This window comes from Vibrio nomapromontoriensis (genome assembly GCF_050337205.1).
In the GTDB taxonomy this organism is placed as follows: Bacteria; Pseudomonadota; Gammaproteobacteria; order Enterobacterales; family Vibrionaceae; genus Vibrio; species Vibrio nomapromontoriensis.
The window spans coordinates 1-15,296 of the sequence record NZ_JAKJSS010000008.1; the positions used below are offsets into that span (position 1 = coordinate 1).

The 15,296-nt window shown below is 43.4% G+C and carries 15 protein-coding genes; 9 read left to right on the forward strand and 6 right to left on the reverse strand.

The genetic code is table 11. From position 1 onward, the window contains the following. The 4 genes from L4D05_RS07855 to L4D05_RS07870 all read left to right on the forward strand — a co-directional run. The coding region (locus L4D05_RS07855) for an IS3 family transposase (RefSeq protein WP_428793569.1) at positions 1-242 on the forward strand (242 nt) is incomplete at its 5' end. A gap of 121 nt (positions 243-363) precedes the next feature. After that, a complete protein-coding gene (locus L4D05_RS07860; RefSeq protein WP_428793988.1) occupies positions 364-918 on the forward strand; it encodes an RNA-binding S4 domain-containing protein in 555 nt (184 codons plus the stop codon). A 155-nt stretch (positions 919-1,073) separates the two neighbouring features. Next, a complete protein-coding gene (locus L4D05_RS07865) occupies positions 1,074-1,829 on the forward strand; it encodes a phosphatase (protein WP_428793570.1) in 756 nt (251 codons plus the stop codon). Positions 1,830-2,034: 205 nt separating this feature from the next. Next, on the forward strand, positions 2,035-2,397 hold the full coding sequence (locus tag L4D05_RS07870) for a cytochrome b562 (RefSeq protein WP_428754328.1): 363 nt from the start codon (positions 2,035-2,037) through the stop codon (positions 2,395-2,397). Positions 2,398-2,532: 135 nt separating this feature from the next. Here the strand turns inward: L4D05_RS07870 and bluB are convergent, their stop codons facing one another. From bluB to L4D05_RS07900, 6 genes are all read right to left on the reverse strand, one after another. Continuing rightward, complete coding sequence (gene bluB, locus L4D05_RS07875) at positions 2,533-3,207, reverse strand: 5,6-dimethylbenzimidazole synthase (protein WP_428793571.1); 675 nt, start codon at positions 3,205-3,207, stop codon at positions 2,533-2,535. Between the two features lie 92 nt (positions 3,208-3,299). After that, the gene (locus tag L4D05_RS07880; protein WP_428754206.1) at positions 3,300-3,650 is read right to left on the reverse strand and encodes a hypothetical protein; all 351 of its coding nucleotides are present in this window, start codon (positions 3,648-3,650) and stop codon (positions 3,300-3,302) included. Positions 3,651-3,771: 121 nt separating this feature from the next. Beyond that, a complete protein-coding gene (locus L4D05_RS07885) occupies positions 3,772-4,317 on the reverse strand; it encodes a GNAT family N-acetyltransferase (protein WP_428754207.1) in 546 nt (181 codons plus the stop codon). Positions 4,318-4,652: 335 nt separating this feature from the next. Beyond that, entirely contained in the window at positions 4,653-5,864 is a 1,212-nt protein-coding gene (locus L4D05_RS07890; protein ID WP_428793572.1) for a DUF3103 family protein, read from the reverse strand. 144 nt (positions 5,865-6,008) lie between these two features. Further along, positions 6,009-8,774 carry an immune inhibitor A domain-containing protein gene (locus tag L4D05_RS07895; protein WP_428793573.1) on the reverse strand — a complete coding sequence of 922 codons (2,766 nt, stop codon included), beginning with the start codon at positions 8,772-8,774 and terminating at the stop codon, positions 6,009-6,011. A 270-nt stretch (positions 8,775-9,044) separates the two neighbouring features. Next, positions 9,045-9,359, reverse strand: a complete 315-nt coding sequence (locus L4D05_RS07900) for a hypothetical protein (RefSeq protein WP_428793574.1) — start codon at positions 9,357-9,359, stop codon at positions 9,045-9,047. Between the two features lie 635 nt (positions 9,360-9,994). Here L4D05_RS07900 and L4D05_RS07905 point away from each other — a divergent pair. The 5 genes from L4D05_RS07905 (at position 9,995) to L4D05_RS07925 (ending at position 15,296) form a co-directional block, all read left to right on the forward strand. Next, positions 9,995-10,678, forward strand: a complete 684-nt coding sequence (locus L4D05_RS07905) for an ABC transporter ATP-binding protein (RefSeq protein WP_428793575.1) — start codon at positions 9,995-9,997, stop codon at positions 10,676-10,678. A gap of 35 nt (positions 10,679-10,713) precedes the next feature. Beyond that, positions 10,714-12,003: an ABC transporter permease gene (locus L4D05_RS07910; RefSeq protein ID WP_428793576.1), complete on the forward strand. Its 1,290-nt coding sequence runs from the start codon at positions 10,714-10,716 to the stop codon at positions 12,001-12,003. A gap of 151 nt (positions 12,004-12,154) precedes the next feature. Further along, positions 12,155-12,910 carry an outer membrane lipoprotein-sorting protein gene (locus L4D05_RS07915; RefSeq protein WP_428793989.1) on the forward strand — a complete coding sequence of 252 codons (756 nt, stop codon included), beginning with the start codon at positions 12,155-12,157 and terminating at the stop codon, positions 12,908-12,910. Next, positions 12,910-14,241: a hypothetical protein gene (locus L4D05_RS07920; RefSeq protein ID WP_428793577.1), complete on the forward strand. Its 1,332-nt coding sequence runs from the start codon at positions 12,910-12,912 to the stop codon at positions 14,239-14,241. Before L4D05_RS07915 ends, L4D05_RS07920 begins: the two co-directional genes overlap by 1 nt. A 2-nt stretch (positions 14,242-14,243) precedes the next feature. Continuing rightward, the gene (locus tag L4D05_RS07925) at positions 14,244-15,296 is read left to right on the forward strand and encodes a sensor histidine kinase (protein WP_428793578.1); all 1,053 of its coding nucleotides are present in this window, start codon (positions 14,244-14,246) and stop codon (positions 15,294-15,296) included.

A 15,296-nucleotide genomic window follows, 5' to 3' on the forward strand; every position in this document is an offset into this window, starting at 1 on the left:
AGGTAGCGGAGAGTGGTTTAACGCAAAGCATGTCGAGAAAAGGTAACTGCTTGGATAATGCTGTTGCTGAAAACTTTTTTGCTTTGCTCAAAACCGAGATGTATCACAACCAAAGCTTTGAAGATGCTCTGATAGAGCAAATCAAAGAGTACATCGAGTACTACAATACCAAGCGTATAAAAGTGAAACTGAAAGGCCTGACTCCGATAGAATATCGAACTCAGGCCTTAAAAGCCGCTTAACAGAAATGTCCAACTTTACGGGGTCACTTCATTTTACGGGGCTTTTTATTAGATTGAATGCGCGCAAACCAGTACAATGCGAGGCAATGATACTAAGACACTTATCTTGAGTAACCGCGATATGAATGACGAACAGTTTGACGAAAGCTACGAAGAAGATGCGATAGAAATAGAGGCGATTGGTATAGAGGTCTCCAGTCACCCGATAGAGCTTTATAAGCTGTTTAAAGTGGCAAACTTAGTCGGTGGTGGTGGCGAAGCTAAACACTTTATCGCGGAAGGTTATGTTGCGGTTAACGGCGAATTGGAAACAAGAAAACGTCGTAAAATGTATGATGGTGATTTTTTCGAATTTAACCAAGAGTACTATGTGGTGGTGTGCGATCAGCCGCCGTTAGAAACGACAAAAAATACCGATGAGAAAGAGACGAACAAAGCGTCTAGCTCTAAATCGGCATCAAAAGAGTCAAAAAAAGCCAAACGTGATGCTAAGAAAAATGCCTCGTCTTCTAAGAGAGACCCAGCCAAACAAACTGGTTCCAGCTTAAGCGCTTCTGCTAAAAAGAAAGATAAGAGCAGCAAGAAATCAAAGCCTAAAGCAACTGAAGCGCCTTCAATTGAAACGTCAAAAAAGAAAGATCCAAACAGTGGTCGTGGTGGTATCGATTTCTTTTAATATATCTGTGATACGTTGAAGGAAACTAAGTGACGGTGAGTGAAAAGTAGTGATATTGCGATCTTTCATTTCGCGGTTAGAAAAATTCCCCAAATACTCATTTAGTAACACTATTTCAGTTACTAAAAGCGTCATTGAAAGCTAGGAGAGCAGGAATGCAATTTGTTGTTGATACTCACACTCATACGTACGCGAGTGGGCACGCATACAGTACAATCATGGAAAATGCCAAAGCGGCAAATGCAAGCGGGTTGAAGATACTGTGTACCACTGATCATGCGGACTCAATGCCTGGTGCACCTCACTACTGGTTTTTTTCAAATCAGAGAGTGCTTCCACGGTTTTTGTTTGATGTGGCGATCATTCGCGGTGTTGAGGCTAATATCCTTAACGAAGCGGGTGAAATTGATGTGCACCCAACATCTTTTAGCGCGCTTGATTGGGTAATTGCTAGCTTTCATGAGCCAGTATTTCGACCTGCAACCAAAGAGACGCATACACAAGCTCTGATCAATGTCATTGAAAGCGGTAAGATAGACGCGTTGGGACACTTGGGTAACCCAAATTTTGATTTTGATTTTGATGCGGTGGCGCGTTGCGCAGCAAGACATCACGTTGCTATTGAAATCAATAACTCTACTTTGAAAGGGCACAGCCGTGTAGGCAGTATCGACCGTTGCTATGAAATTGCGAAAGCGGTTAAACAGGCTGGTGGCTATATCACCACGGGGAGTGACTCCCATTTCTGTGACACGATCGGTCAACTTGAGCTTGCGAGTCAATTATTGGTCAAGATTGACATGCCGACTGATAAAATTATCACTTTCAGTACTGAGCAGTTTCTTAGCTTCTTACAATTGCGCGGAAGAGAGCCTATTGTAGAGTTCGAGTCGTTACAGCACGGATCGTAATCGACAATAGATGTTGTGCAGTTAAGTCATTACGTTTAGAAACAATTATTGTTACGAATTGCAAACGGAATTCAGTACAATATCGTCGGCAAGTGACCTCACTTTGCCTGTTGGTGCTAGAGTACCATCAGTCGAATCGAGGTCATTTTCATTTCAAAAGGAATCCCAAATGAATACAACAATAAAAGCAGGTGCATTTGCACTCATGCTTACGGTTAGCTCCACAGCGTTTGCAACAGAAGGCTTCGATCTTAAAAAGAATATGCAGGCGATGAAACTCGCATTTAAACAGGCGGCTGAAGCGCAGTCTGTTGAAGAGATGCAAACACCAGTGTCAACATTGGATAGGTTAATTGCAGAAAGTAAGCAAGGGGATTACCCACCTGAAAAAATGGATCTTTACCAAGAAGGTTTTAAAAAATTATCATCTGCTTTACAACAAGTTGATGAGGATTTGCAGCAGGGTGATTTAGACGCCGCGCAGCAGACACTACGAGAAGTGGACTCTTTACGTATTGAATACCATGACCGACGTAACCCAAGCATTTGGCAACGCCTTTTTGGCTAAGTTAAGTCTTCTCGTTCTCACGAGTTAATTACACTTAGCTAATTTTCTATTTTGGTAGGTATCTGATATTAAATAATATTGATTATTTAATATCAGAGGTTATGTTTAGTCAGAAGTACTAAGGTAGTATTGAACTCATTTTGTATCAGGGGCATTTGGTTTCGTGTTTTTTGTCCACTTACCGTGGTGGACGACCTGATTTAATGGAGCTCTCGGCAACCAACCAAATGTTTCTAGTTCAGGCTTTTCTTGGAACTCTGAGACATAGCCTAAACATAGGTAACCGATAATATCGATATGGTCGGGTATGTCTAGTGCAGTTCTCAAAACGTCATCATGTATGATACTTACCCATCCAAAACCAATATTTTCCGCTCTTGCTGCTAACCACATATTTTGTACAGCACAAACCGTACTGTAAAGATCCATCTCTTTTTTTATGGTTCGCCCTATGACAACAGGTCCGTTTCGTTCCCGGTCGCAAGTCACGCATATTCCAAGTGGGGCTTCTAAAATACCTTCTAGTTTAAAGCTTTGATATTGTTCCTTTTTATCGGCACTAAACTGGTTGGCTGACTCGACGCTCGCGGTATCGTAGCCTTGTTTTATCGCTTGTTTGGTTTGGTCGTCGGTGACTAACACAAAGTCCCAAGGTTGCATGAAGCCGACGCTGGGAGCATGATGCCCCGCATTAAGGATTCGCTCTAATACGTCATCGGGAATTGGGGTAGAAATAAAGTCTCTTCTAACGTCCCTACGAGCATAAATAACCTTATAAAGGGCATCTCGTTCTAGGTCACTAATGTTCATACTTCTCTCATTATCGGTGGAGATTGTGGCGTTATATTGGAACTTTGCGAGTAACGAAGTGCCAATTTAGGGACGATGCGTTAATCAAAATGCTACAAACCAAAACCAATTTTAGGTTGCATACGCACTGAGCGTACTCCCCATGGCGTTAAGTCAGGCTTAGGTTGACCCGTATAGTTGCCTAAACAAATGTAGCCTTTTGAGAGGTAACGGTAGAGGAAGTCGCCGCCATCGAGTGAATTTGCTTTGTCATTACCTTGGATAAATCCTATACGCTCAACGCGAAGGTCTTGCGCAAGTTTGAACGCTGGATAAACCGATGAGTTAACTTGATGTGAATTGAGGTCATTAAGTACCGCTTTATCAGACATTTTTGCCGTAGTACGGCTGAATATCATGATCAAACGTTTTTGTTGTTCTGACGAAACGATGAGCATTTCCATAACGGGAGTTCCCTAAAAAACGACAGACTATACAGTAAGCACTAGTCTGTGACCATACGCATAAGCCTGGAATTATCCGCCAACAGGCATGATGAATAACTCTTGAATCAACTCGTAGCGGTCAACGTGATTTCTTTTTGGTGATGGTGGACCATTCTTGTCGAGTTATCCCGTACTTTACGGAATCATAGTACTTGCCATTGAAATAACGAACATAACGTAAACGGGCTTCTTGGGTAAGTCCAAGTTTTTCAGCGCACGCCATCATTCTTGGATTTCCGGACCACGTGGTGAGCCCAACACGTTCAATGGGTAATGTCGCAAATAAATGACTAATCCAGAAAGGCACAGCGTGATAAGCAATGCCTTTTCCCCAGTATTGAGAGTTATAAATGATGACGCCGATTTCTAGCCAACGTGTGGCTTCACATTCCCAATAATAGCTAACACTTCCTATTGGTGTGCCGTCCATAACTATCAACTGCATATCATCCCCGCGACATAACCGAGAAAAGGTGCCAGCAGAGAACTCGGATAGGGTTGGCGTCTGATAAGGAAAGTAAGGTCCGTTAAACTTCGTCCATTCTTCATCGGTGGTCACTAGATCGTAAATACAGGGCAGTTCACCTGCCTGAGCTGGTCTAATCTGAATGTCACGGCTCGCCACTAGAGGGCTCCTTTTCGGTTAATGTATAAAGTACCTGTTACGGCGCGTGAAAACTAACGATGAAACCATGTTACTTCTATTTTAGAAAAAGGCTAGGGCGTGCTGCTAACATGTGTGTGCTAAATATTTCTGATTTTGTCTAATGATATGCTAGGGGTTTTCCGGGCTGAATCATGGTCATGTGGGGCGAGCAGTATCAGAGCCGGGGTGGAAGAAATATGACTCTGACACGTGACATAAATTTAAAGAAAGCTTCTCGACTCAGTTGAAACCATGCTATTTACCTTAGGCATTAGTTAATAATTATTAGCCGTCTTTACGATGAGCTGCACATACTACTGAGTTGGCTTAATCGTTAATGGTGTAAAAGTCGCGGTGGCATTGTTACTCGCGGCGGAGTAGTCGTCGTAACGTTCGCCTTGGCGTAACGTGTAATAAACATCGACAAAGTCATCATCGTTGGTTGCCCAGCTATCCGGTATTGCTTCTAACACTTTGCCGGTTAATTGAGGAATGATTGCATAGGCTTGTACTTCAGGATTTGGAATCGCTTTTAGAGCAGCGGTTGCCGCCTCTAATAAAGTACGGGCTAAATCCTTATAATTCATGCCGTCGTCTTTTTCCATTAATAACATATCTGCGGCAGACCAGCGGTAACGTTGCCAATAGATCATCACTTGGTTCGGTGAATATTCAATCCCACTATAGTCTAAATAGGGCATATCAATAATATCCAGTACCGGTTCGTCACGGCTCGGGTTTACACCAGTTACAATCGCGTAAATTTCAGCTTTTCCAGAAATCCAAGGTTCTTGGTCGTCTGTCAGTTGAATTTTTTTTAACACCGTTGTTGATATATTCGGTGTATCGGCCATACGAGCTTTTGCGTGCTCCGTTCCACGAGAATGATGTGGAATGGATCTAGGTGCGATATCCGTCGTGTTAAGCGCTTGCAGATGTGCGATTTGATCATTCATCGCCTTAATACCTGCTTTCAATTCTTTACGTGAGTTAGTATCTACGACTAGCACTGGTTGTGACGGTATATCATAGACATCCAGTAAATGAACGTTGCCGTTGATATCGTAGGCTTCGATATAATTCCAGTTTTTGTCGTTCCCTTCAGGTTCCCACGCAAATAATGGCGCTTGCCCTGCCTGCCAGCGTGCCAACATGGTTTCATCTGCTAAACGTAATTCCATAATGCTATCGGTATAGTCGTTGATCCCTTTGGCTATACGTAGCCTCTCATCCATCACTGTCATAGAGCGCGTGAAAGGGGCTAGATGATTACTGCGTTTGAATGAATTCAATGGCGCGTTCAGTTTGTATTGATTGATCTCTTCATGGAGCACCGTCGTAAGTTGAGTATATTGCTGGCTTAAGTTTAAAGCGAGAGCTCGTTTTGATTCGGTAACCGACACTGTGGCGGCTGGTTGCGTCAAATTATGTTGAGTCGGGGTTGATGGAGTTGTAGACGCTTGCACTGAAGTGACAGTCATAAAGAGTGTTACTGCAGAAAGAGCGAGGGCGGATGTTCTATTCATATCATAAATCCTTTCAATGAGTTTTATCTGGCGTTTGGGTCGTACAACAGTATGTTGATAATGTTGCTGAACATGCACCCAGAATTGACTCTGGGTACACGGTTGGTAAGACGCTTTCAGATCAAATAGAGCCGTAGTTGGAAGTTATAAATCAACACTAATTACTTTGGAGACGATACCACCATCATTATCGATGACGCGTAACGTTATATTGTGGCTTCCATAGCTTGGAAACAGATGCATAATGAACTTACCGTGTTTTATTTCTCCACTTGGAAGATGCCACTCGGTGTCTACAATGCGACCATCTGAATCTGTGCTGTTTGACCAGAGTGTGACTAAACGTCCTAAATGAATGTAATTCGCCCCCACTGTTGGCAGTTGGTTTGGCCGTTTTATGTCAACAGTTTTTGATTGTTGTGATGTATCACCACGAGCATCTGTTACGGTCAATTTTATGGTGTATATCCCTTCTTTCTCGTATGAGTGGGTAGGGGATGCATCGTTGCTTGTACCACCGTCACCGAATTCCCAATGCCATAGCAAACTATCACCATCATCATCGTAGCTGTTGTTGATTGTCGTGATGCTTAGGCTATCGGCACTGACCGTGAAATCAGCGACTGGAGGTACGTTGAGGGCAGGCTCTGCAGTCAGGCTGATGACGCCATACGCGTTCTTTTGGTCCTGTTCTATAACATCAATATTCAACCCAAAGGTCGCCAACTTGCGCCCCGCATCCGGAATATCAGGTGACGTATAATCATCAGCATCATTGAATGTGGAGTTACCTACTAGGCTGGAATCCTCGAGTATGTCACCATCACTGGCGACTAAACGTAGTGAGGCTTGATCTTGTGATGAAAAGGCAGCATCACGGACTTGATAACGAGTTGGTGCAGCTTGGCCAGTATTTGCCCACTTTAATGTTTGTTGGTCTGCATCAACGACACCTAACCACCCGTCACCAGGATGCTTGCCTACCCAGTTATCAGTGAGTGAATTGTCGACATACCAGACAACCAAGCCAGGCTCAAAGCTCATTAACTGCCCCATGCGCTTGATGTTGGCTAGACCTTCGTCCACCTCGTTATGGCTACGCCATTGCAATAAGTAATAATGTTCGGCTTCATGATATCCTTGGTTAATCGTGAAGCCCCTCATTACGAAAGAATTAGTATCGGCACCTTCTCCATTTGCCAGCACGTTGGTCACACCATCGATGGATAACATTAGGTTATCGATGTACATTCCTTCTTCTGCTACGCCACCATCGGTAAGGTAGTCAAAGCTTAGCCTGATGTCTTGACCCGAGTAATTTGATAGATCAAATACAGCGTCGGTCCACCCATTGGAACTGCCTGTAAAGGCGGGAACAAGCCCTGAGTTGTACGGGTCATTTGAGGTTGTGATGTTCCCTGCGATAGGCTGACCATCTATTAGCACGCGTGCAAAGTCATAACTTTCTTCAATGTCAAACCAGACCTTGAAGGTGAGGGTGACACTGTCCGAGCTTGGTATGCTTAAAGTGGTCGACATGGTATTACGTAGATTATTGCCACGATTGGAATAGAATTGATGATCCCCCTCAAATGGAGCAATTGATGGGATACTTTTCATCGGCAGATCGATACGTACTTGATTTTTCTGTGTGTTATCGGTGGTTTGATACAGCTTTATGGTTTTTGTCTGTTTTGCTATTTCGTCAATTGTAAATTGCTGGTTATTTACCCAGTGGCCACCAATGGATTGTTGCAAGAACGCTTTTGACCAAGAACTAAATGCGGTTGGCTGTGTCCCCCCAATTTTTCCAGCCCAACTGCCTGAAGACATGATAGACCAATAAGAAACAGGCTCACCTTTTCCTGTATATTTAGTATCGTATTCATCAGGTAAGCCTAGATCGTGTCCGTATTCATGAGCGCATACACCAGCAGCTGCGTCAATCGGTTGAATAGTGTAATCGAAAGCGGCATATTGACCGTCGAAACGTGTGCTTAAACCACTTCTGGTACCATCGAGTATGTAGGGTTTACCTAAATTGAATCGGTGTGACCAAATGGCATTATCAGCGAGTACGCCTCCCCCGGCTTCTTCGCCCACCGAAGCATGAAAGACCATTAAGTGATCGATAACGCCATCAGGTTCACGATAGTCACCGTCGTCATCGTAATCATAGCGGTCCTCAATATCGTAATCCGATAGGTCTATGCTGGGGTCATTGGCTAATTGTGCTAGGGCTTCACGTACTAATAGTTGTGCATTTTGGTCACGGTCGGTGACAGGCGAATTACCGCCATAGTACTCGGAGTTCTTACTCGCTCTGTACCAACCTTTAGCTTCGCCCGACACACTGTAACTATTGCCTGATTCACTCTCGTAGTACTGACGCATCGAAATTAAGCTTTCACCGTTGGGACCGGTGTAACCTGTTTTTGAAAATAGAAGACTTTGATAGTGCGTATTATCGTAGTTATCATAAAGCATTTGAGTGTGTATTTTGGTCAAACGGTTGTCATCCCAGGGTAAATCCGGAAAGTCGATAAGTAATGCAAGTACTTTGTCGGTGCGTTTAGTCCCCAATTCAAGCGCGAATACGTTCTGTTGTTTTGGTCCTTTATTACGCTTGATTGCTTTTAATATGTTTTCTCGCTTAGCTAGAGCCGCTTTATTGAATTGAGCTTCACCTTGGAGACCGTGTCTTGTTTTTTTATCCAAGTAAGACTGTACGGCTTTTTCTCTTTGCTGATTGGACGCATCGCTGTTTATTATTCCCTTACGAACTAACATATCGGCCAGCTGATCTGGATTTGCTATGGCAAGATCAACTGGCGTCTGTGCCAAAGCTGATGTTGTTCCAATAATAGCTATGGTTGAACAAGCTATTAATTTCTTCTTTATAGTAATCATGTTATCCCTTTAGTTAATGGTTCAATTAACACTTGGCGTAGTTCGACAGTCTGATTAAACAGAATGATTGTTAATATACTCACTAGTGCGATAGTAAGAATTATGTCTTTATTACGCTTAATCCTTATTTAAGGTGAGAGCCATGACGATGTGCTACTTTATCAAGACCAAGTCACCTTATGATTATTAATATAAAGGTAGCATCTGATAAGGAAGTCCAGTGATAGGCCAGTGTTCTTCGTTATCATTATTAGCAATAATTCACCATATTTACGGTTGTGTTGTTGGTGAAATACAAGGTTGTGGTTCGCTATCCACCATTTCATTAAGTTGATGTTTATTAGAGACTTGTGGTTTTTTCTTATTATTTGTTTTCCTTTGTAAGTATATTTGTAGAGCCGTTTCCTGCTCTTGAGTTGTAAGGCCAGGGCAAATTACTCCACGCTGAATCAGAGCATTGAGTAGACGTTCATCGTCAATAGCCGTACCGGAATGTGATGACATAACTGGTATAGATGTAACAGTCAGTATGGCTACTATGACCGCTCTGGATGAGGATGTTACGCTGCCAAATAGAAGCTTCATGACAATTCCTTCTGGTGAATGTTTACAGAGGCTAGTAATTCACCTAGTAAATAGCAATGGAAATATTTACTTACATTTACAAAATGTTGTTATTGTACTGGGTATATCACGTATTCAACAGTATGCGTAACTATGTGATGTGAGGATAATAAGATAATGGGTGGTTAAATTAATTTGTTGTAAGAGCGTGTTTATTAAAGGTGAGATCGTGGCTTGTATATAATTAATGTCGATATGTTCACATTAATTGCTGGTTGTATTGATATTTCTAACTAATCTCAATATTAATATTAGTGATTGTATGGATGGGGTTTATTAAAATTGGTCGCGGATCTTAGTAGTCAAAAATTAGCATTTTATAGAGATTAATCTCTTTGAAAATGCTCGTCATGAATTATTTATCATACAGTCAATATCGTTTCGAAAGGTGTAAAGAAAATCCATACACCCATACATCGATACACCCATAGACACTGATATCACCACGACGTTTCTTGTTCCCTTCGTTTGAATCTCATTATCCGTTCATCTTTCATAGCAACCGTTAATCTTGGTTACTGACGGTTTATCGCAACGGCCAATTAAGACTTTCTGGATTGGGTACGCTAATGGTCAATCAAAAGGAGGGTGGCAATATGATGAAGTTTGAAGGTATATCGAAACAATACTTACTAGGCCAAAATCGAGTGTCTGCGTTAAGCGATGTCTCGGGACAAATCACTCAGGGAGAACTGGTGGCGTTATGTGGCCCTTCTGGTTCAGGAAAAAGCACTTTGTTAAATATCTTAGGCATGCTCGATACGCATTACGATGGTGAAATCAAGTTTGGAAGCCAGGTGTTATCTAAAAACCCTAAGTCCTTGATTCAATTCCGTCGTCAAAACTTAGGGTTTATCTTTCAACGTTTTAACTTAATCCCAGTGATGAGTGCTTTAGAAAACGTGAGTTACCCATTAATGCTAAATGGTTTGAGCACTCAAGAGCAGCACGCGCAGTCTTTTGCAATGCTCGAGAAAGTCGGTCTCGGTGACTGGGCACATCACAGGCCGGATGCATTATCTGGGGGTCAACAGCAGCGTGTTGCTATCGCACGAGCGTTGGTTCACAAACCGAGCTTAGTGATAGCGGATGAGCCGACGGCTAGTTTGGATAGTGCGTCGGCAAGCCAAGTTATTGAATTGATGAAGGCATTAGGTCATGAGCTGAAAACCACGTTTATTGTTGCTACTCACGATAGCCGTATGGCAACACGATGCGATAGAACGATTGAGCTAATTGATGGAAAGACAAGTCATAACGCCTATCAATGGGCGAGCTAATCCAGATAGAAAACTAATTGAAAAAGGAAAAGATTATGATTACTCGAACCATCTATTCATTCAAAATGCCGCTGTTGTATTTACTGAGAAATCGCAGGCGTACCATTTTGTCTTTGTCCATTGTCGCCATCGCTATTTTTGCATTAACGGCTGCGGCGGGATTTGGACTCTTTACTTATCAATCACTTGAAAAGTCGACCGCCAATGATGTCGGGCATATTACAGTCACTCAGGCGGGGTATTTCACGTCAGAGGAAGAAACCCCACTGGAAAATGGCTTAACTAAGCCTGACGAACTTATCGCGCTGTTGAAAGGGGTAGAGAACGCTAAAAGCGTTCAGCCTAGAGTCTATTTTTCAGGTTTGATATCCAATGGTAGAAAGTCCGCGATCTTCATCGGTAATGGTGTTGAGCCGAGTGAATTTGAAGTACGTGATGGCTTTGTTGATATGAAGTCCGGAAAAGTGCTGTCGAGTTATCGTGACAATGATAACGATAATATCGCTGAAATAAGCAGCGATAGCGGCATTATGTTAGCCAAAGATTTAGCGCGTAATTTAAGCGTTACGGAAGGCGATTGGGTGACGCTACTTGCGACAACAAGTGATGGCGCGCTTAATGCGATGGACTTCCAAGTAACCGGGATCTACTCCACTGGTGTTCCAGAGATGGATAAACGTCAGATATATGTTGGGCTTTCGGCAGCACAAGACTTATTAAGTACAGACCGCATTAGCACGTTGTCGGTGTATCTTTCTGATACTAAATATACTGAGCAAGGGATGGCTGATGTCGAGCAGCGGCTTAATCAATATCACAATCAGGACGACACTTCAGCACAAAACCTAGAGACGACACCATGGCAGGACAGAGCATTTTTCTATCATAAAGTTCGTGGATTGTATAACGGCATATTTGGCGTGTTGGGTTTAGTGATGGCATTAGTGGTGTTCGTTGCCTTGTTTAACACCATGACGATGACGGTGACAGAGCGAACGCGCGAAATAGGCACCTTGTCGGCGTTAGGCAGTTATCCGCGTGAAATTGTGGGCGGTTTTGTGAGAGAGTCAATGTTGATTGCAGTGATTGGCAGTACGATTGGCGCAGGACTAGCACTTGCGACGACCCTATTTCTTAAATTCGCTGATGTTCAAATGCCGCCGCCTCCAGGACGTTCCGAAGGCTATCCGTTAGAGATCGTATTCTCGCCCCAAGTTGCTGTCTATTCGTCACTCGCTATTTTGTTCATCTGTATGTTTGCTGCTTTTATGTCTGCGCGTAAAGGGGCAAAAAAACCAATTACGGAGGCACTCGCTTATGTTTAATTCACTAAATAGTCGCTCAACTATTAACCACCCAACTGTCCAAAAGCGATTTCATCAAAAGCTAGGTTACACAAAGCGGTGTCACCAAAAGAAAGGTCACCAACAGTCATCGAGTCACCTAATCAGAGCGAAATGGCTTGTTGCCACCATAATGGCTTTAACGACACTGCCGAGTTTCGCTGACAGCGTGCTTTCAGCCGATGCAAACCTAACGCAAGCCAGTGCCTTGATCGAACAAGCTGACCACTATCGTTTAGACTCAGAGGCATCCAGAGTCGTGTCAGAAGTGAAACTTTATCAAGATGACAACTTGGACAAAACACGCTTGTACGATGTGTATTTAAAGCCCAATCGTGAATCCTTAGTGGTGTTTAAAGCCAAAGTAGAGCAAGGGCAAAAGATGCTTATGCTAGGCGATAACTACTGGCTGTTGATGCCGAAGAGTCGCCGTCCTATTCGTATAACCCCAATGCAAAAACTGTTGGGTGAGGCGTCGGTAGGTGATATTTCAACATTAACATGGAGTCAGGACTATCAAGGTGAAATTCTAAAAACGGAAGAAATAACGGCGTTAGATGGGACAGTACAAAAGACCAAAAAGCTCAAGTTGACGGCAAAAACCACGGGTGCCAGTTACCAGCAGATAGATTTGTGGATTGATGACAAGAATGCGTTTCCAATTCAAGCCGATCTGTATTTGCGCTCTGGAAAGCTAGCTAAAAAAGCGCATTTTAAACAAGGGATCAGAGCGGGGCAACCCCGCGTGACGGCCATGGTTTTGCAAGACCAAATACAATTAAATAAAAAGACGGTGATCGAATATCAGTCGATAGAGCCATACTCGCTGCCAGGTAAATATTATAACCCGGCGTTTCTATCAAAAAACAAGCAGCTAGGGATAGAGTAATGTTCGAGGCACGCAAGGTTAAATATGTACCGGTATTCGTTTGCCTCGCGTTAGGGGTACTCGTCCCATTGATAGGGTTGGCAAAGGAGAGCAATGGTAGTGACCTTACTGGGTCATGGACACAATCGTTGATGCTAACGGTGGACTACCAACTTAACTTGCAAAGTGTAGGGGAGCAAGACTCAGTGTTTTTTCCTGAAAAAAAACGTGAACCCGTTCAAACCGTTAATGGATTGGTTGATATTGGTGTTGGGTTTAAGGCGTTTTCCACGAATGTCGCATTGTTGGGAAGTGATCTCTTCAATGATGCAGAATCATCATCAAGTGCTTACCGAGAGAGAGAGTTTGATGCAGTCGTGAGGGAAGCGGTGTATGAATCTCAGGTGTCATTTGGTGATGTAGAACTTGATGTATTATTGGGAAAGGCCCGTATAGACTGGGGCGTAGGTTATGGATATCGAGTACTGGATCTGTTTAATCCATACCGCCGTAATCCAGTCGGCATTCAAATTGAAGAGGGCGCAGGGACGTTGGCGTTGTCTCATTATGGTGTGAGCTCTGAATGGACGTTGATTGCAACAGACTCAACCTGGACGCAATTAGCCAGCTCTGATTTTGATGAAGCGAACCAGCAGCAAGGGGTAGGTGCACGGTATTACACCTTGCGTGGAGATTCAGAAATACAGGCGGTTGGTTATTATGACAATGTCCGGCAGGGTCTTATTGGTGGCAGCTTTGTCACAGTATTTGGTGAGTCATGGGAGTTTCACTCCTCGGCCATGATGCAGCGCCGCTATTTGAATTATCAGTTTGAGGACGCCGCCCCTACAGAACTAAAAGAGAGCCACAATGCTGTGCAGTATCTTATGGGGGTAACATGGGCTAATGAGGCAGGGCATAGTCTGATTGCTGAATATTGGTTTGATGAAAGGGCGTGGAGCGAGCAAACATGGAAGACGGCTTATGACAATACGTCCCAAGTGCACCCTCTAGTTGCTCAGTCTTATGGGCTAGGTTATACACAACAAAATCTTGTACAACATAACGTAATGTTACATTGGTCGCTTGACCCTGCGGCATGGAGCCATTGGGATTGGAGCCGTGGATTGGGCTTAACGGATAGACTGACTCCAAAGATAGATCTGATGCTGTCTCCTGAAGATGGTGGAGTGATTGCGACGCAATGGTTGGATTACTTAATTATGGATACGGGCGATTCAAATTTGCACTTGGAGTTGGCTGCACGTTATGTGACGGGTAAGAGTAAATCCGTATATGCAAACTTACCAGATCGCTATAACATGTTGATAAATATAAAAGGAAGGTTTTAGTTATGCGATGCGGACGTAAAGGTTCTAACCTGTTGCAATCGATGGTCTTTACAACGTTGTTTTGTCTTGCGATTGCTGTTCTTACTTCATCGATCTGGTCGGCTTCCTATCTGGAAAATGCCATAATTAGTTTAGGTTATGGCTATAGCGCGGTGAGCTGCTCATGGTTGATCCATCGTTTTCTACCGAAAATCGCCGAGCTCAACTTGGTGGCGGTTGGCTTGTCCCTTGTTGGGGCGGTGTGTTTAGGTACGCTCAATGCTTATCTGTGGCTGAAGCAATATCCGGGGTTTGATGAGTGGCAGGGGCTAAAACCTATTTTACTGCTCGGGGTAATATTTACCGCGATTTCGTTTTATTTCTTCTATGCACAAGAAAAACAGTTTTTGCTTCAGCAACAAATCGAGCAGGCCAAATTAGACAAAGCAACACAAGATAAAGCGTTGGTAGAATCAGAACTTAAACAGTTACAAAGCCAAATCGAGCCGCACTTTTTATTTAATACTTTGGCAAACATTAATGTCCTGATTGATTACGATACCAGTCAAGCGAAAGAAGTGTTGGACAAGCTTACGGTGTTACTGCGAGGCTCGATGTCCCGGCACAGAGAAAGCCATGTCGACATGGCGTCTGAAATCGCATTAATTGAAGCTTACCTTGGTATTCAGCAGGTTCGGTTGGGACCTCGTTTGACCTATAACATCGACATAACGGATGAACTCACAACCTTCCATCTTCCACCGTATCTATTGCAGCCCTTGGTAGAAAATGCAGTAATCCACGGAATTGAGCCAAATGTGGCTGGTGGGTATATTCACATTAAAGGTCGCACAGAGAAAGGCGTGTGTATTTTAGAAGTGATTGACTCTGGTTGCGGATTTGATGTGGCTGAAAATACTGTTGGCATGAATGGTAATGGGATTGGTTTAGCGAATGTGAGAGAGCGATTATCGACACTGTATGGCAAAGCTTCGTCTCTTTCTGTAAGCGCGGGTAAAAAAGGGGGAGTGGTATCGAGTATCACCTTGCCATTATTGTCAAAAAAGGAGGTATAG

What these genes read in the sequence shown, in the direction of transcription:
- L4D05_RS07910 (WP_428793576.1), top strand. Translation starts at nt 10,714, where the DNA reads ATGATTACTCGAACCATCTATTCATTCAAAATGCCGCTGTTGTATTTA.
- L4D05_RS07905 (WP_428793575.1), top strand. Translation starts at nt 9,995, where the DNA reads ATGATGAAGTTTGAAGGTATATCGAAACAATACTTACTAGGCCAAAAT.
- L4D05_RS07920 (WP_428793577.1), top strand. Translation starts at nt 12,910, where the DNA reads ATGTTCGAGGCACGCAAGGTTAAATATGTACCGGTATTCGTTTGCCTC.
- L4D05_RS07895 (WP_428793573.1), bottom strand. Translation starts at nt 8,774, where the DNA reads ATGATTACTATAAAGAAGAAATTAATAGCTTGTTCAACCATAGCTATT.
- L4D05_RS07890 (WP_428793572.1), bottom strand. Translation starts at nt 5,864, where the DNA reads ATGAATAGAACATCCGCCCTCGCTCTTTCTGCAGTAACACTCTTTATG.
- L4D05_RS07900 (WP_428793574.1), bottom strand. Translation starts at nt 9,359, where the DNA reads ATGAAGCTTCTATTTGGCAGCGTAACATCCTCATCCAGAGCGGTCATA.
- L4D05_RS07865 (WP_428793570.1), top strand. Translation starts at nt 1,074, where the DNA reads ATGCAATTTGTTGTTGATACTCACACTCATACGTACGCGAGTGGGCAC.
- L4D05_RS07870 (WP_428754328.1), top strand. Translation starts at nt 2,035, where the DNA reads ATGCTTACGGTTAGCTCCACAGCGTTTGCAACAGAAGGCTTCGATCTT.
- L4D05_RS07915 (WP_428793989.1), top strand. Translation starts at nt 12,155, where the DNA reads ATGGCTTTAACGACACTGCCGAGTTTCGCTGACAGCGTGCTTTCAGCC.
- bluB (WP_428793571.1), bottom strand. Translation starts at nt 3,207, where the DNA reads ATGAACATTAGTGACCTAGAACGAGATGCCCTTTATAAGGTTATTTAT.
- L4D05_RS07880 (WP_428754206.1), bottom strand. Translation starts at nt 3,650, where the DNA reads ATGGAAATGCTCATCGTTTCGTCAGAACAACAAAAACGTTTGATCATG.
- L4D05_RS07860 (WP_428793988.1), top strand. Translation starts at nt 364, where the DNA reads ATGAATGACGAACAGTTTGACGAAAGCTACGAAGAAGATGCGATAGAA.
- L4D05_RS07925 (WP_428793578.1), top strand. Translation starts at nt 14,244, where the DNA reads ATGCGATGCGGACGTAAAGGTTCTAACCTGTTGCAATCGATGGTCTTT.